This window comes from Domibacillus tundrae (assembly GCF_000970675.1).
GTDB lineage: Bacteria > Bacillota > Bacilli > Bacillales > Domibacillaceae > Domibacillus > Domibacillus tundrae.
In genome coordinates this window covers 1-14,813 of record NZ_LAJA01000033.1, presented here as the reverse complement: position 1 = coordinate 14,813, position 14,813 = coordinate 1, and the positions used below count along the sequence as shown (strand labels likewise).

14 protein-coding genes and 3 pseudogenes are annotated in these 14,813 nt (G+C 39.5%); 4 read left to right on the top strand and 13 right to left on the bottom strand.

All coding sequences use genetic code 11. The features are described from left to right. Positions 1–13 precede the first annotated feature (13 nt). The 6 genes and pseudogenes from VQ00_RS16405 to thyA (VQ00_RS18295) form a co-directional block, all read right to left on the bottom strand. Entirely contained in the window at positions 14–808 is a 795-nt protein-coding gene (locus VQ00_RS16405; RefSeq protein WP_046181208.1) for an ABC transporter ATP-binding protein, read from the bottom strand. Beyond that, positions 801–1,718: an ABC transporter permease gene (locus VQ00_RS16400; protein ID WP_046181207.1), complete on the bottom strand. Its 918-nt coding sequence runs from the start codon at positions 1,716–1,718 to the stop codon at positions 801–803. Before VQ00_RS16400 ends, VQ00_RS16405 begins: the two co-directional genes overlap by 8 nt. A 57-nt stretch (positions 1,719–1,775) precedes the next feature. Next, positions 1,776–2,771 carry an ABC transporter substrate-binding protein gene (locus VQ00_RS16395; protein ID WP_046181206.1) on the bottom strand — a complete coding sequence of 332 codons (996 nt, stop codon included), beginning with the start codon at positions 2,769–2,771 and terminating at the stop codon, positions 1,776–1,778. Positions 2,772–2,877: 106 nt separating this feature from the next. Further along, the gene (locus tag VQ00_RS16390) at positions 2,878–3,627 is read right to left on the bottom strand and encodes a lysophospholipid acyltransferase family protein (protein ID WP_156154100.1); all 750 of its coding nucleotides are present in this window, start codon (positions 3,625–3,627) and stop codon (positions 2,878–2,880) included. Continuing rightward, entirely contained in the window at positions 3,600–4,088 is a 489-nt protein-coding gene (locus VQ00_RS16385; RefSeq protein ID WP_046181204.1) for a dihydrofolate reductase, read from the bottom strand. Before VQ00_RS16385 ends, VQ00_RS16390 begins: the two co-directional genes overlap by 28 nt. Before the next feature lie 233 nt (positions 4,089–4,321). Next, positions 4,322–4,591 (bottom strand): annotated as a pseudogene (gene thyA, locus VQ00_RS18295) (thymidylate synthase); the annotation flags it as partial. Positions 4,592–4,993: 402 nt separating this feature from the next. Here thyA (VQ00_RS18295) and VQ00_RS16380 point away from each other — a divergent pair. After that, a complete protein-coding gene (locus VQ00_RS16380) occupies positions 4,994–5,797 on the top strand; it encodes a phosphatase PAP2 family protein (RefSeq protein ID WP_052728615.1) in 804 nt (267 codons plus the stop codon). A 1,079-nt stretch (positions 5,798–6,876) separates the two neighbouring features. After that, positions 6,877–7,974 carry an L-dopachrome tautomerase-related protein gene (locus VQ00_RS16375; protein ID WP_046181203.1) on the top strand — a complete coding sequence of 366 codons (1,098 nt, stop codon included), beginning with the start codon at positions 6,877–6,879 and terminating at the stop codon, positions 7,972–7,974. Positions 7,975–8,120: 146 nt separating this feature from the next. Here VQ00_RS16375 and thyA (VQ00_RS18290) read toward each other — a convergent pair. The 5 genes and pseudogenes from thyA (VQ00_RS18290) to VQ00_RS16360 form a co-directional block, all read right to left on the bottom strand. Then, a pseudogene (thyA, locus tag VQ00_RS18290) lies at positions 8,121–8,402 on the bottom strand (thymidylate synthase); the annotation flags it as partial. 496 nt (positions 8,403–8,898) lie between these two features. Further along, positions 8,899–9,072, bottom strand: coding sequence for a hypothetical protein (locus tag VQ00_RS18710; RefSeq protein ID WP_156154099.1), 174 nt, complete (start codon positions 9,070–9,072; stop codon positions 8,899–8,901). 39 nt (positions 9,073–9,111) lie between these two features. Next, the gene (locus VQ00_RS18705; protein WP_156154098.1) at positions 9,112–9,276 is read right to left on the bottom strand and encodes a hypothetical protein; all 165 of its coding nucleotides are present in this window, start codon (positions 9,274–9,276) and stop codon (positions 9,112–9,114) included. Between the two features lie 28 nt (positions 9,277–9,304). Then, positions 9,305–9,922 carry a hypothetical protein gene (locus VQ00_RS16365; protein ID WP_046181202.1) on the bottom strand — a complete coding sequence of 206 codons (618 nt, stop codon included), beginning with the start codon at positions 9,920–9,922 and terminating at the stop codon, positions 9,305–9,307. Between the two features lie 618 nt (positions 9,923–10,540). Beyond that, on the bottom strand, positions 10,541–10,843 hold the full coding sequence (locus tag VQ00_RS16360) for an EthD family reductase (protein WP_046181201.1): 303 nt from the start codon (positions 10,841–10,843) through the stop codon (positions 10,541–10,543). Positions 10,844–11,334: 491 nt separating this feature from the next. Between VQ00_RS16360 and arr the strand changes: the two genes are divergently transcribed. Beyond that, positions 11,335–11,751, top strand: coding sequence for an NAD(+)--rifampin ADP-ribosyltransferase (arr, locus tag VQ00_RS16355; RefSeq protein WP_046181200.1), 417 nt, complete (start codon positions 11,335–11,337; stop codon positions 11,749–11,751). Between the two features lie 186 nt (positions 11,752–11,937). On the opposite strand, the pseudogene VQ00_RS16350 reads toward arr, so the two are convergent. After that, positions 11,938–12,378, bottom strand: a pseudogene (locus VQ00_RS16350) (Ltp family lipoprotein); the annotation flags it as partial. A 403-nt stretch (positions 12,379–12,781) separates the two neighbouring features. After that, positions 12,782–13,336 (bottom strand): TetR/AcrR family transcriptional regulator, encoded by a 555-nt coding sequence (locus VQ00_RS16345; protein ID WP_046181199.1) that lies wholly within the window; start codon positions 13,334–13,336, stop codon positions 12,782–12,784. Between the two features lie 203 nt (positions 13,337–13,539). Between VQ00_RS16345 and VQ00_RS16340 the strand changes: the two genes are divergently transcribed. Further along, complete coding sequence (locus VQ00_RS16340) at positions 13,540–14,709, top strand: MFS transporter (RefSeq protein WP_046181198.1); 1,170 nt, start codon at positions 13,540–13,542, stop codon at positions 14,707–14,709. Positions 14,710–14,813 lie beyond the last annotated feature (104 nt).

Below are 14,813 nucleotides of genomic sequence, written 5' to 3'. Positions count from 1 at the left end.
TCTCCTTCTGCATTTACGAAAGCAGCGAACGATCGCTTAAGCCTCCGCCACCTTTTATTTTCTGGAACTCTGCCAGCAACTTTTCCACTGTTAATTCCTTTTTTTCTTTTTCATTGGCCGAGAAAATAATCTGGCCTTTGTCCATCATGATCAGCCGGTTGCCTAAATCAAGCGCCTGCTGCATATTGTGTGTCACCATGAGCGTTGTCAGTCCTAGATGCTCAACAATTTCTTTCGTTAAATTCGTAATCAGCTCCGCCCGTGACGGATCGAGTGCTGCTGTATGTTCATCAAGCAGCAAAATTTTCGGATCGGTAAACGTCGCCATGAGAAGCGAAAGCGCCTGCCGCTCTCCCCCTGAAAGCAAGCCGACTTTTGCCTGAAGACGATCTTCGAGTCCGAGATGCAGCATTTCAAGCTTTTCCCGGTAAAAATCGCGCCGTTTTTTTGTCACACCGAACGAAAGCGTCCGCTTTTTTGTCCGGTTGTACGCAAGCGCCAAGTTTTCTTCAATCGTCATCGTCGGAGCCGTTCCCGCCATCGGATCCTGAAACACACGGCCGATTTTCGAAGCACGCTTATGCTCCGCGAGTGTCGTCATATTTGTGCCGTCGATCATCACCATTCCCATATCCGGCGATAATTTTCCGGAAATGACGTTCATAAGTGTTGATTTCCCTGCGCCGTTTGAACCGATGACCGTCACGAAATCACCTGGACGCATCGATAAATCCACTTTGTTTAATGCAATTTTCTCATCCGGTGTGCCTTCATAAAACACTTTAAAGATTTGGGTCATTTCAAGCATCAACGCCGCCTCCTAACTGCTGAAGCCGTTTTTTCTTCCGCTTTGCTGCTTTTTGCCGGTCGAGTATTTTCGGCAAAACAAGGGCAATAATAACAATAACCGCTGTAATAAGCTTCATATCGCCTGTATCCAAAAATTCAATCCGCAAGGCAAGCGTTACGATCATCCGGTACAGCACCGCACCAACTACAACTGCAAGCGTCGCCCGGGCAATTGAGGAATGACCAATCACCGCTTCGCCGATAATAACGGAAGCGAGGCCAATAACAATCATCCCAATCCCCATTCCGACGTCATTAAAGCCGTTGTACTGGGCAACAAGTGCACCCGAAAATGCCACCAGCGCGTTGGAAAGTCCGAGGCCAAGTACTTTCATCCACCCTGTGTTTGCTGAGAAACTGCGTACCATGCCTTCGTTGTCTCCAACAGCCCGCAAGCTTAAACCAACTTCTGTTTTTAAAAATAAATCAGTAATGAACTTAATAATCAGTGTAACAACAAGCATAAACAATAAAATACTCCAGTCTGACGCAAACCAATTGTCGATTTTCGTCATAACCGTTTCTTCCGCGAGAAGAGGCACGTTCGGCTTGCCCATAATACGCAAATTAATTGAATAGAGGGCAATCATCATTAAAATCCCAGATAGAAGCGGGTTGATCCCGCCTTTCGTATGCAAAATACCCGTCATGCAGCCCGCCAAAAAACCGGCAAAAAGGGCCGCAATCGTGGCCAAAAACGGGTCACTTCCATTTACAATCATGATCGAGGCAACCGCGCCGCCTGTGACAAAGCTTCCGTCTACCGTCAAATCGGGAAAATCAAGCACACGAAATGACAAGTACACACCAAGCGCCATGATCGCGTAAATGACGCCTGACTCCACGGCGCCAAACATCGCTGTCATCATAAAAAAATCCTCCTGTTTACATGAAAAGAGCGCCTGGTGAAGGCGCACCTTTTCCCCTTATTTTACAATCTCTGCATCCTGTTTCCATTCTTCTTTAATCTCGATACCCATTTCAGCTGCAGCTGTTTCATTAATAACGAGCTTTAAATCCTGCGGCGGCAGAACTGGCAGTTCACCTGCTTCAGCTTCACCTTTTAAGATTTGCGCGGCCATTTTGCCGGCTTCTTTCCCAATGTCTTCATAATCAAACCCGTATGCCGCAAATCCACCACGGGCAACAGAATCTTTTTCTCCTACAAATAAAGGAAGGTCTTCATCATTTGCGACTTGAATAACGGATTCAAGCGCCGAGACAACCGTATTGTCTGTGAAAATGTAGAACATGTCGACTTTGCCGATCAAGCTTTCCGCCGCCTGCTTTACTTCAGAAGACGTTGAAACAGTAACAGGCGCCATTTTCAAGCCGTTTTCTGTTAAAACAGCCTCCAGCTGTTCTGCCTGGGCAACCGAGTTTTGTTCCCCGGCATTGTAAATAACACCGACATTTTTGCCGTCAAATTCTTCTGCCATAAATTTTACTGTATTGGAAATGGCCTCTGGATGCAGGTCCACCGTTCCTGTTACATTGCCACCCGGTGCTTCTGTATCTTTTACAAGTCCAGCCGCAACCGCATCTGTTACGGACGTAAACACGATCGGAATATCTTTCGTTGCATTCAGCGCCGCTGTTGCACTTGGTGTCGAATTAGCGAAGATTAAATCAACGCCGTCCGCTACAAAGTTTTGAGCGATTGTCTGATTATTGTTTTGGTCGCCTTGTGCGATCTGCTCGTCAAACTCAGCCGATACGCCCGCTTCTTCCAACCCTTTTTTGAAGCCTTCGTACGCATTATCAAGCGACGGATGCTCGACAATCTGGGTTACGCCGATTTTGTACGTTTCGCCCTCTGACGATCCGCCTGAATTTGTTTCCGCTTCTTCTTCGCCGCCTCCGCACGCTGCGAGCATCATCGCTGCCGCACCGGCTGACATCATCCATTTCCACTTGCTCATCCAAAACTGCCCCCTCTTTTTTGCTTAACCGCTTTTATGTAGTAAATTAATTTTCATTATCGTCGAATAATAACAGAAAAGCAAGAATTTTTTCAATACCATAAACTTACTGCATTTTTACCAGCTGGGCTTCAATTCGCTTCTGCACATCCGCAGCCGTCTGCTTTAAATCTGCACCTGTGTGTTCGTGCGGCAAGAGTGGTGGCAGGATCGCGACGTTCACACGTGCGGGCGTTAACTTTTTGCCGGAATTATTTTCAAACACATCGGCTGTTCCTTTAATCGCGACTGGCACAATCGGCACTCCTGCGTCTTTTGCCATTCGAAATGCTCCGGTTTTAAATGGCTTTAATTCGCCGCCCTTATTCCGTGTTCCTTCGGGAAAAATAAAAAGGGAATGGCCTTTTTCTAAAATGGCGGCTCCAGTGCGAAGCATTTTCACCGCATCGCGCCGGTCATTCCGGTTTAAAAACAAACAGTGAATGTGCTCCATCCATGTGCTTAAGAGCGGAATTTTTTTCATTTCCGTTTTCGCCACAAACCCGAACGGCTTGTCAATATAGCCGATAAACGCTGGCACATCAAAGTCTCCTTCATGGTTGCTTACAAACATGACAGCGCCCGCTGGTACGTGGTGCTCACCCGTTACATTTACTTTCGCACCGGCCATTTTCGCGACGCCGCGGTTCCACTTTTTCACGAGCGGATGAACACGCGCATCCCGATCCGCCACCGGAAGCGCCGGATCGATTTTTTTAAATTGCAGCATTTTAGGAATAAGGCCAATCAAGGTTACGATCAAGTAACCGAAAAAAATGACAAGCCGGATCATGACCTCACCCGGTCGTACACGCAAAAATAGTAATCATACGGGTTTTCATCATTTTTTTCTCCTTTTGTACAGGACGTTTCTTGAAACTCTTTCCAAGGAATAAAATCAATAACCGTATCCCCGTTAAATTCTGCTTCAATTTTTGTTACGTATAAACGATCCGCATGCGGCAAAAATTGTTTAAATACATTGGCGCCGCCGATAATAAAAAGATCTTGTTCCTTTGCCATTTTTAAAACGTCCTCTACGGAATGAACAACAGTGACCCCATCCGGCTTAAAGGAGTAATCGGTCGTTAAAATGACATTTTCCCGTTTTGGCAGCGGCCGGCTTCCGAACGACTCAAATGTTTTCCGCCCCATTACAATTGGAAACCCGAGCGTTGTTTTTTTAAAATAACGTAAATCTTCCGGCAAACGCCATGGCAGATTGTTATTGAGTCCGATCACGCCGCCTTTGCTTTCTGCCCAAATAAATGAAATCATGAAATCTTCTTCCTTTCTTTCCCCTTATTTTCTCCTCCCATCGTACCATATTTGCCAATTCGCACGCCATGCTGTTCTTTTCGCACCAGGCCACGCACAATTCGCACGCTTTTCCTTTACATCGCACCTCGCCACGACATTTTCGCTCCATCAGCGGAAAGTCACACAAATCCTCAACGCTTTCGTTCCTCATGCTGAAAAATCGCACAAAAAAACCGGCACAAGGCCAGTTTTCACACTGCAACAGAGGCTTTAATCGCGGAGTGCGGATCGTAGCCGGGCAGCTTCATATCATCAAGCTCCATCTCAAACAATGATTTTCCTTTTTTGAGTTCAAGCGTCGGCAGCTCACTTGGCTAACAGACCAGCTGCGTTTTCACCTGCTCAATGTGATTTGTGTAAATGTGTGCGTCGCCAATTGTATGAACAAACTCTCCCACATCAAGACCGCATTCATTGGCAATTAAATAATAACCGGCAATGTTAAAGGGGATTCCCCAAAAATTTAGAAAGTAAAAAACTGCTGAACCTGTTGCGAGGTTATTTACTGTAAACAAGTTAGTTTAGAATTTCGGTAAAGTCCATCAGTCGAATACTTCACGTAACCTTTTACGATTGAATAACTCTATCCCGGCAATTGTGTATCTTTTCGGAATAAGAGCCAATCCGCATCTCTGTCCATCATTCCATGAAACGTACTCGTTCTTACTTACCTATCACGAATACAGAGGATCGATAAGCCCTTGTACTTTTAATTAGGAAATACCTCAAAACGTCGAAAAGCCGGAGCCATATTTTTTGATCCTTCACTCTGAAACAAAAATTAATTTAATACTTCCGTATCCTAAGCAATACAAGATTATACTCATATCTTAACAATAAGGAACAAAAGGAGGTGAAGAAAGATGAACCGAAACCTTCCCGGCTCCCCTGGTTTTCTCCTAGGCTTTCAAGTAACTTATCCACCCTGGTCTCAGCTTCCTTATCCGGGCGAAGCGTCCCCGCCTTCGAACTTTGAACATGGGGAGCCTTTCAATCCTTCTTGGCCGCTCGTTTTTTTAAAAAGGGATGAAAATAACTGGTTCACAGATCCAGCCGGAAACCCGCTGCCACAAGTCAAGCATCCTACTACGATTGATTGGGACAGCGAGTTGAAACTCGTGCAGAAAACGCTAAAAAACCTGACCACAAAACAAAAAGCGCTTGCTGAATACTGGGGGACAAGGCATGTCACGAAACAATGGACACCGATTATGGATCGCTTAATCGATATTTATGCAACCCTTCAGATACCTTTTCCGCTGGTATCCTCATCCGCTCCAGGGGATGGACGTATTCTTGTACTTATTCCAGGAGCAATCAATGATGCACTGATTGTTTGCTCGACAGTTAAGTATCGCTATAAGGTAGCGCGGCCAAATCAGCTGGGCCACCCGCTGCTGACATTTCTATCCACCCCCCGCCAGCCTTCCTATATTTCAGGGCATTCTACTATAGCAGGGATGCTGGCCGAACTGTTGAGCTGCTTCTTTCCAGCTAAACGAAATCAGTTGCAGAAGCTTGCGGAAGAATGTGCGAGTTCGCGTGTATATGGAGGCGTTCACTTTCCAATCGACAGCAGCGAGGGATTACGAATCGGCCGGGCAATCGGGCGAAGCCTTGCCAGCTATTTTTCCAAACAACTGGATGCCATAGACAAGTCGGGCTGACAGGCCGTTTACAAAATCGATAGACTGTGGATATGTGGCATCGAGAGCTTGTTTCAATTTTGGCATCTTATTTTTGCACCTAACAGGGTTTTAAAAAGTTTAATAGCCTATTCTGTGATCGGCAACTCAGTCATAGTGATGAATGATTGACCTGAAAACAAAAACATGAGACCCTGTTCGCGAGTGCCGACTTACCTTTTTTATGCTGCCTGCTGTTACTCTTTTTATTTATTCAATTAGCCGTTTATTGGCTTCTTGATTATTTCAATGGTGTAACGTATACACGATCTTTTACCTTTTTTTCAAGATTCGTGATTCTTTTTTTCTTCCTGTTTTAGTTATCATGGCTGTTCCCTCCTTCTGATCGCAGAAAAATTTCCGATCCCTTACATAGAGAATAACAGGTATAAACCGGATCGGTGTATCTTGAAGTGTCCGCCGGAGCCGGCTGAATATACAGATGGACAGCAAGGCCTATTCCATCTTGAATTACATGCTGTCTTCGCTCAAAGGAAAGTGGAATGAATTAACACGTAGTTACTCAACAGTAGACTGAAAATGTTGAGTAAAAAAGAATAACGCCACATAAGTTTTGACACAACTTCACGATGATCATCTACATAAACAACAGTGATGTGTATGCCATCATGCGTCCTCTTGGCCATGAAAAAATCGAGACAACGATGATTTATTTGCAGAAAGATTATGGAGTGGGAACAGCACGGGGTCCACCGATGGAAAGATAATGCGCTCGGACGATATATATAGCTCGTCACAGATTTTTAAAGATATTCAAGTGCCTGGAGGTTTAATTATGGCAAAAAGTGCGCATTTTGGTGCTAACAATTACGATAATCGACTTGGTATGGATGCGATCTCATGATCATTTACTGCTGCGATAGATAAAAGCCATTTCAACTGAAATAGTTGGGATTTAATTTGAATTTAAAACAATAAAATTGCGAAAACAATCAATTAAAACTACATTTAGACAGAAAAACTTATTAAGAACCAGGCACCAGAAAAAATTTTAATCATATATAGATGATATCCCGCTCGAATTTGTTAAGGAGGATATCATGCAACCTATATTACCTTTCGAAAAATATTTCGGTAAGTTGGAACTGGTTTATGCCTTTTATGGAGCTATGCCTACAGGTGTTAGTGTTTCAGAAACCGGTCGTATTTTTATTTGCTTTCCGAAATGGGGAGATAACGTTAAATTTACGGTGGCGGAAATTGTTGAGGATAAATTGCAGCCATATCCTAGTTTAGAAATCAATATGGTTAACCCCGGGAATATTACAATGTCTTTCATCAGTGTCCAAAGTGTAGTTGCTGATGGCCGGGGAACGCTTTGGATATTAGATACAGCGGCACCAAACTTTTCTGAACCTATTAAAGGGGGGGCAAAATTAGTCGCTGTTGATTTAAAAACCAATACAATAAGAAGAGTATATACCTTTACAGAAGATATTGTCCTGCCAACAACTTATCTGAATGATGTCCGATTTGATTTTCGTGTTGGAAAAGCCGGTTATGCATATATAACTGATTCTTCTTCCAAAGGGCCCGGAGCTATTATCGTCGTAGATTTGGATAATGGAGATGCGTTTAGACGGTTAAATGGAGCAAATTCAACTTCACCCGATCCCTATCTTTTACCGAAAGTAGAAGGCAAAATTTTGATGAATCGAAATAAAGATGGCTCAACTTCTCCATTTAGATTGGCGTCTGATGGTATAGCGGTTTCTCCCGACGGAAAGATTTTATTTTTTTGTCCACTAACCAGTCGTCATCTGTTTTCGATCTCAACAGAAGTCCTAAGAGACAGAACTATACCGAACATGGATTTACCTTATCATGTGGAGTATTGGGGTGAAAAAGGTGCGTCTGATGGCATGATCACCGATGCAAAAGGAAACATTTATGCTGGAGACTATGAAAACAACAGTATTCGAAAGATATTACCGAATGGCATAATGGAAACCATCGCACATGATCCAAGAATTTTATGGCCGGATACTTTTTCGATTGGTCCGGATCAATACTTATATTTTATTGTGAACCAATTACATCGGCAGGCAAGATTTCATTATGGAAAAGACCTACGACAAAAACCATATAGTTTACTTCGCATGAAAATCGATGAATTACCTGCTCCTACCTTTTCATAATAGAAATAGTGATTAATTTTTTTACATTATTTAATTTATAATAGGCTATTAAGGAATTTATATCCATCAAATTTGACCTTTTTGTTCCCTTAACAACACAAAATTAAAAAAGACAGAACATGCAAGCTGTCCTGTCTTTTCCATTATCACACCGCAATCGGCGCTTTAATAGCTGGATGCGGATTGTATCCCTCAATTGTTAGGTCTTCTAATTCAATATCGGATAAAGACTTCTTCTCTGGATTAATTTTAAGGGTTGGTAATTCCCTCGGTTCGCGCGATAACTGCTCTTTTACTTGCTCAAGATGGTTAGAGTAAATATGGGCATCCCCAATGCTGTGAACAAATTCCCCTGGCTCTAAACCGCATTCGTGTGCAATTAGATGGGTTAATAGCGCATAGGAGGCGACATTGAATGGACACCCAACCAGGTTTTCGGTAGCAAAAATTTGATGAACCTATTGATAAATATGCATCAATACAGCTCATTTAGGGCTTCATCAATTTAAATTTGTTTAGTCCAGGCATTCAAATTACTTCAATATAATGTCTCCTGCGGTGTTAATGAAAAACCTATCCAGTTATATAATGGTAAAGACATAGTAAATAACCTTTTTCTTTAGAAATAGGCTACCCTGAAAATATCCTTCCAAAAAGACGTTTTTTCATGCGCCATGGTGCGAATCTTATTAGCATGGCTGTCTCTGTTAAACAATAGTGTTGATTTTGAACAAACAAAAAGGACCCTGTGAGGTCCTTCTATTATTCCTTGTTCACAAAAGCACCTGTTAGTTCAATAAGGATTCCCTTTTTAAACCTACAAATCCTCAGATAATCGAATTATATCTCTACATTATATCCCAAAACAAACAGGCCTTTAAGGCAGCTTGAAATTTAACAAATAAAAAAAGCGCCACAGGCGCTTTAACTGTTCTCAAACTCTTCTTCTAAATAGTTTGTTTTCAACTCATTAATTTGTTGGACCAGTTCGTTAAACGTAAAGGTATCATGTTTGATTTGGTAAAAATAATTCAGAGCATCTTCTAAAAAACGTCTTTGCTCAAACTGGTCCTCAATCCATTCTAAAGTGTATTCCACTAGCGAGCACCCTCATATTGATTTAATTTTATATATCTACTATAAGCGTTGGTTTAGCTTATCTAATAACGGCTGCTGAACATCTAGTATCCGTTGCTTTGCTTCTTGGAAAATGCAGCTCTCAGCGCTTTCCTCTTCTTTTTCTTTTAGAAAGGAAGCTAACCGTTCTTTATTTGTGATGGAAAACAAGTAATCCTTATTCATTTAAACCATCCCCCTGTTCCTTCATTATTCATTCCAACTCCCACTGAGTTGGATTAATAAAATCTGGAAGCGTTCCGCATATATTTTCATACGTAGAGAATTGCGGGTTATTTGAGAGGACGGCAATACTAGTTCCGTCATAGCCAATCCAAAAGATACTTGCATCCGGTTCTACTTTCACTACGATTGTTTCTGTGATTTTCCCATCCCAATTTCCTGTCCATTCCCTTTGTTCCACACTAAACACATCTTTATTTGCTGACCATACAACGATTTCATTTGAGGTTCCCATTGTAATGAACCAGGGGAAAATCTCCTGGAATTGCTTTTCATTTTGAATCTCTGTAACCGCCACAGTTAGCTGAGGGCTTTGGAACAAGTATTTGTAATAAACATTTGCTTCCTCGCAATCTTTTTCATACTCTTCTTTCCAAGAAGAAAGGATTTCAGAACAAAAGTAAATGGGATATGCTTTAATATTTTTCATCCATAAAAGCACGAAATTTTCATCACACTCAGGAAGATAAAAGTCATGTATATCAAAAACATAACTTGCAGTTCCTTCAATAGCAAACGGAAAATGACCACCAGCATCGGGCTTATTACTAAAATAATGTTTCGGAAGATAGGCTATTCCAACATCCATACGTATTCATCCTTTTATTAATGAATTATTTATTAAATCTTAATATACCATTATGCAGCAGGATTTGAATGTCGTACTCGTTAGTTAGCATAGGATTATGTGGTATTATAAAAAGAATAAATTTTAGCTATATGACTGATTAGCAACTAGTCGTGATAAAGTTGATTATTGAAATAGACGGTATGTTTCACCAAGCTTTACTGACAGGTAAAAAGTGTTCTAAAACACAATTAAGAAAAATGTATTTTCAAGCCCAAGAATTAACTTATGAGATAGAAGACTTTCCACAAGTGTTTTGCAGACTACATCATTTTGACCCAATACCTTATACAGAAGATATAACGGTTGATTTTGTAATAGACACTGATACAGACAGAATTTACTCACCTTTCTCTTAGGTCAACTTTTAACAGGTAAAAATGAATGTAATATAAATGATGTTACTAGTCTCTTGTCAGAGACCGACTTTTACAACAGTTCAGACCATTAGAGATGCGGGTTAAGTACGGCTCAACGAATGCCAAATTGAGCCATTTATTAAAGTGTTGCTTAAGTCCCAAAAAAAAGAGACTGCTATCTCTTTAGAACTAACGTGCCCATTTTTTAGCTGTAAATGTCTTATTGACTAATTAAGATGACAGGCGGCTTATTAAAAAACTTAACAAGTTTTCCACCATCATTTTGGGCTTCCTGACCTAGTTCAGAAGCCATTGATTCTTGGAAGGCTTCCATATTTTCAAATTCAAGTTGTGCTATCAAGTATAAATCGGCATCTGTATTTTGAGTCTGTAACACATTTTGATAGCTTAAATTTTTTAAATTTGGCAGTTTCTGAACAAGAGGAATATGAACGTCATAATAATGGTTTTCAAATCCTTCTTTGTCCTTTGGCTGTTCATAAATAACTGTCATTTTCACCATACAAATCAACTCCCCTAAGTCTATTTTCCTTATATTACTATCCAATAACAGAATTAAAAATATGACAAATATGTTAGCTGTTAGGCTAAACATTCGCCTTTATGCTCTATTTCTCCTTCAACCACAGAAAATAATTCTTATTTAACTGACCCGCCCCTTTAGTGGAAGAAAAATATCCCTAAGCAACAATCATCCAGAACAGAGCCTTTTAGAAAGAAACAAAACAAACTCTCAGTTCTCACCGTAAAAAGCCCATTTAAAATTGTTAGCAGCCAACACACTGAAGGGTTTGCTCCTCTTAGATATATTCACCAGATAAACAATAATAAAAAACGAAAACAATTAATGTCTTGTTTTCGTTTTTTCTAATAGCTCTTTTCGTAAAGTTTGTTGCTTTTTTACATACATTCAGATTGGACAGTATAATTACTCCAATTCGGATACTATAATGTTATTATACAAATCTAAAAACATAAAAGAGGTGTATCAGTATGAATGACAAAAAAGATGTCTTAGATAATGGTCCTTTTTTTCATGGTACTAAAGCAGAACTAAAAATTGGAGATTTATTAGAACCACAACACATATCAAATTACCAAGATAAAAAATCTAACTATATATATTTTACTGCAACATTAGACGCTGCTAAATGGGGTGCTGAATTAGCAACATCCAAATCAAAAGAAAGAATTTATATTGTAGAACCATTAGGTGAATTTGAAAATGACCCGAACGTAACTGACAAAAAATTTCCTGGGAACCCAACACGTTCCTATAGGTCTAAATCACCATTGAAAATAATAGCTGAATTAGGTTCATGGGAAAGACATTCCGATGAACAAATAAATCATATGATTGCATCTATAAATAAGTTACGTGAAGAAGGAAAATTTGTAATATACGATTAATCCATAAATATACAATTAACAACATATTTAACGCAGGTAAGGTTAATGATTATGGAAAAGTCCACGCTCCACAAGAAAAGATTGTTGTGGTTTTACAACGTTAAGCCTATTTTCATTCAAGATAATTATCCCAACGACAAAAACACGCTCTAAACCAAATAATAGGTTGAGGGCGTGTTTTACGTTTTATTTATCTAAATTATTAATAGCGTAATCGGCTTCTTCTTGTGTGAATTTCTCACCGTATTCAGAAACAAGTTGGTCTCTTATCGCTTCTGGTGACATACTCATTGATGTCTGATAATCTTTTGCTTTTGCTAAAGCATTTTCATTAAAATTGGCTTTCAAAGTGTCAATTGCGTACTGTGCTTCATCGGCAGTAAATTTCTCACCATTTTCAGAAGTAAGTTGTTCATAGATGCCTTGTTTTGACATGTTCATAGTTTCTGAATAGGATTCGGCTTTTTTCAAAGCGTTTGCTTTCCAGTCATCAAACTCAATATTATCCATCGCATACTTGGCAGATTCTGCGGAAAACTTTTCACCATATTCTGAAGTTAATTGTTCAGAAATAGCAATTTTGGACATATTCATTGTTTTTGCGTACGTTTCAGCTTTTGTCAAAGCAGACTTGTACTCTTGAGGAACGTCATCCTCTACCTTTGTATCTTCTTTTGCCGGTTCAGCAACTGCTGGAGTGCTTTCCTCTTTGCTTGCGTCAGCTTTTTCAGCATCATTGCTATTAACAGCAACCGCCGGAGTGCTTTCCTCTTTTTATGTCTTTTTGTAGAAAATTACACCATATAAAACTATAAACTAGTCTAAGCCCCTATAAGAGTTTCATAGAACAAATAAAGCAGCAAGTGCATTCGCTTATTTGTTCTTTAACTAACGCCCCCGTTAGCTTAAGTACAATCCTTCACAATTTGCATTTATTTTATAGTATGAGAACATATTTCTAGTTAAAGTACCTTCTAGGTATTACCCATTTCTTCTTCTCAAAATTGAGGTGTATATATTAGGAAGATATCTATAAATTCCTCTCAAACAATATCCCTATTTGTTCTTCCATGACATGAGGTGGACAAGGCATTTCATTCTTAAACCACCATTCCACTGCCCCTACGTAAGCTGTTCCAAAAAATTGAAGAATAACATCTGCGCTTAAACCGCGATTTTTTCCTTCTGTTATATTCCATCCATTTTCTACGTTCTTTATATCTTCAATGACAAACTCAAGGAACCGACTGCGAAAGAAAGGGGCTCCTTTACTGGCTAACATAGACGAAAAGAATAAATAATGACTTTCAAAGTAATCGAACCAAGTCACACTACTATTTATAGAATCCGTTTCAGTTTCCCGTTCGCAGATTTCCCGTAGTTCGTTAATATGTTCTTCAATGAGCTTATCCAGTAAATCATATTTATCCTGGTAATGAAGATAGATGGTCCCTCGGTTAACATTTGCCCTGTCGGCAATATCCTGTATTGTAATGTCATCAAAATTTTTATTAGACATCAGTTCAATAACAGCTTTTTTGATGGCTTCTTGGCTTTTGATTATTCTTCTATCCACTTTAGACATTATTAGGTCACCAAACTTTCCTAAAGATAATGAACAATTTCAATTCATTTGTTGATTAATCAACAAATTGCATTCATTTAATCATTGTAAGTATCCATTTACTTTTTATAATTATAGACAGGCGTTGATTAATCAATCAATGTTTATTTTCGGAGATTCTATTTTCAGCTAAATTAATAAAAATTAAAAGGAGATATAATTTTATGGCTAAACGAAATAATATGCTCATATTTATATTGATGATAGGAGTTTTCGGTATTCTAACTACTGAAATGGGAGTTATCGGTATATTACCTTTGATTGCTGAACACTTTCATATCAGTGTATCCAAAGCAGGTTTGCTAGTGAGTCTCTTTGCACTTGCTGTTGCAATATCAGCTCCAACTATGCCGCTATTGTTTTCGAGTATAAATCGCAAGAAAGTCATGTTACTTGTACTAGGCATTTTCGTTCTGGGTAACATTACCTCAATGTTTGCAACAAACTTTACTGTTTTGCTTATTGCTCGTGTGATACCAGCCATTTTTCACCCAATATATTGTTCATTGGCTTTGACGGTAGCAGCTACATCCGTTAGCAAGGAAGAAGCACCAAAGGCTGTTTCTAAAGTAATGTTGGGAGTTACCGCAGGGATGATACTTGGTGTGCCAATCACTAATTATATTGCTGGTGCAACTTCTTTAGAAATGGCGATGTTATTTTTTGCGATTGTTAATGCACTTGCTTTCATTGCTACATTGCTATTTGTGCCATCAATGCCTGTTAAGGAAAGACTTTCTTATGGAGCTCAAATAAGCGTATTGAAAAAGCCAATTGTTTGGTTAGCTATTGCTACTGTCATATTTATAGGTTCTGCAAGTTCAAGTATTAATAGTTTCATTGCAGAATATCTTGGAACCGTTACAAATATATCAGGGAAAACCTTAACTTTAGCATTATTTTTATTAGGCATAGCCAGTCTTATTGGAAATGTTGCAGGAGGAAGGTTACTTACCAAAAATGCTATGAAAACTGCAACATATTTTCCAATCGCATTAGGAATCGTGCTTCTATTGTCATTCCTTACAGGGAAGTCCACTGGACCTATGTTGATAACGATTATGTTATGGGGAATCCTATTTGCCATAGGTAATAATGTTAGTCAATATTGGATTACTTCTTCAGCTTCAGAAGCTCCTGATTTCGCTAATGGATTGTTTCTATCATGCGGTAACTTAGGAATAACGATTGGAACGGCGGTAGGGGGATTATTTATATCAGGAATGGGTACACAATACATCGTATTAGGGGGATTACTATTCATGATATTGAGTTTAGCATCTATTTTACTGAGTAACTTCATGTTTAGTCCCGCAAAACAACTATCCAGATAAGTAATCAATAAAGAAAGAAAAGCCAATTTTTCTGGAGTAGGATGATTGGCTTTTTCTTTAACTTTGTGAAGAAATATACTTAAACTAACCTCCCTCTATAAACA

Coding starts and splice junctions, on each gene's coding strand:
- VQ00_RS16405 (WP_046181208.1), bottom strand. CDS start 808: ATGCTTGAAATGACCCAAATCTTTAAAGTGTTTTATGAAGGCACACCG.
- VQ00_RS16400 (WP_046181207.1), bottom strand. CDS start 1,718: ATGATGACAGCGATGTTTGGCGCCGTGGAGTCAGGCGTCATTTACGCG.
- VQ00_RS16395 (WP_046181206.1), bottom strand. CDS start 2,771: ATGAGCAAGTGGAAATGGATGATGTCAGCCGGTGCGGCAGCGATGATG.
- VQ00_RS16385 (WP_046181204.1), bottom strand. CDS start 4,088: ATGATTTCATTTATTTGGGCAGAAAGCAAAGGCGGCGTGATCGGACTC.
- VQ00_RS16380 (WP_052728615.1), top strand. CDS start 4,994: ATGAACCGAAACCTTCCCGGCTCCCCTGGTTTTCTCCTAGGCTTTCAA.
- VQ00_RS16375 (WP_046181203.1), top strand. CDS start 6,877: ATGCAACCTATATTACCTTTCGAAAAATATTTCGGTAAGTTGGAACTG.
- VQ00_RS18705 (WP_156154098.1), bottom strand. CDS start 9,276: ATGAATAAGGATTACTTGTTTTCCATCACAAATAAAGAACGGTTAGCT.
- VQ00_RS16365 (WP_046181202.1), bottom strand. CDS start 9,922: ATGGATGTTGGAATAGCCTATCTTCCGAAACATTATTTTAGTAATAAG.
- VQ00_RS16360 (WP_046181201.1), bottom strand. CDS start 10,843: ATGGTGAAAATGACAGTTATTTATGAACAGCCAAAGGACAAAGAAGGA.
- arr (WP_046181200.1), top strand. CDS start 11,335: ATGAATGACAAAAAAGATGTCTTAGATAATGGTCCTTTTTTTCATGGT.
- VQ00_RS16345 (WP_046181199.1), bottom strand. CDS start 13,336: ATGTCTAAAGTGGATAGAAGAATAATCAAAAGCCAAGAAGCCATCAAA.
- VQ00_RS16340 (WP_046181198.1), top strand. CDS start 13,540: ATGGCTAAACGAAATAATATGCTCATATTTATATTGATGATAGGAGTT.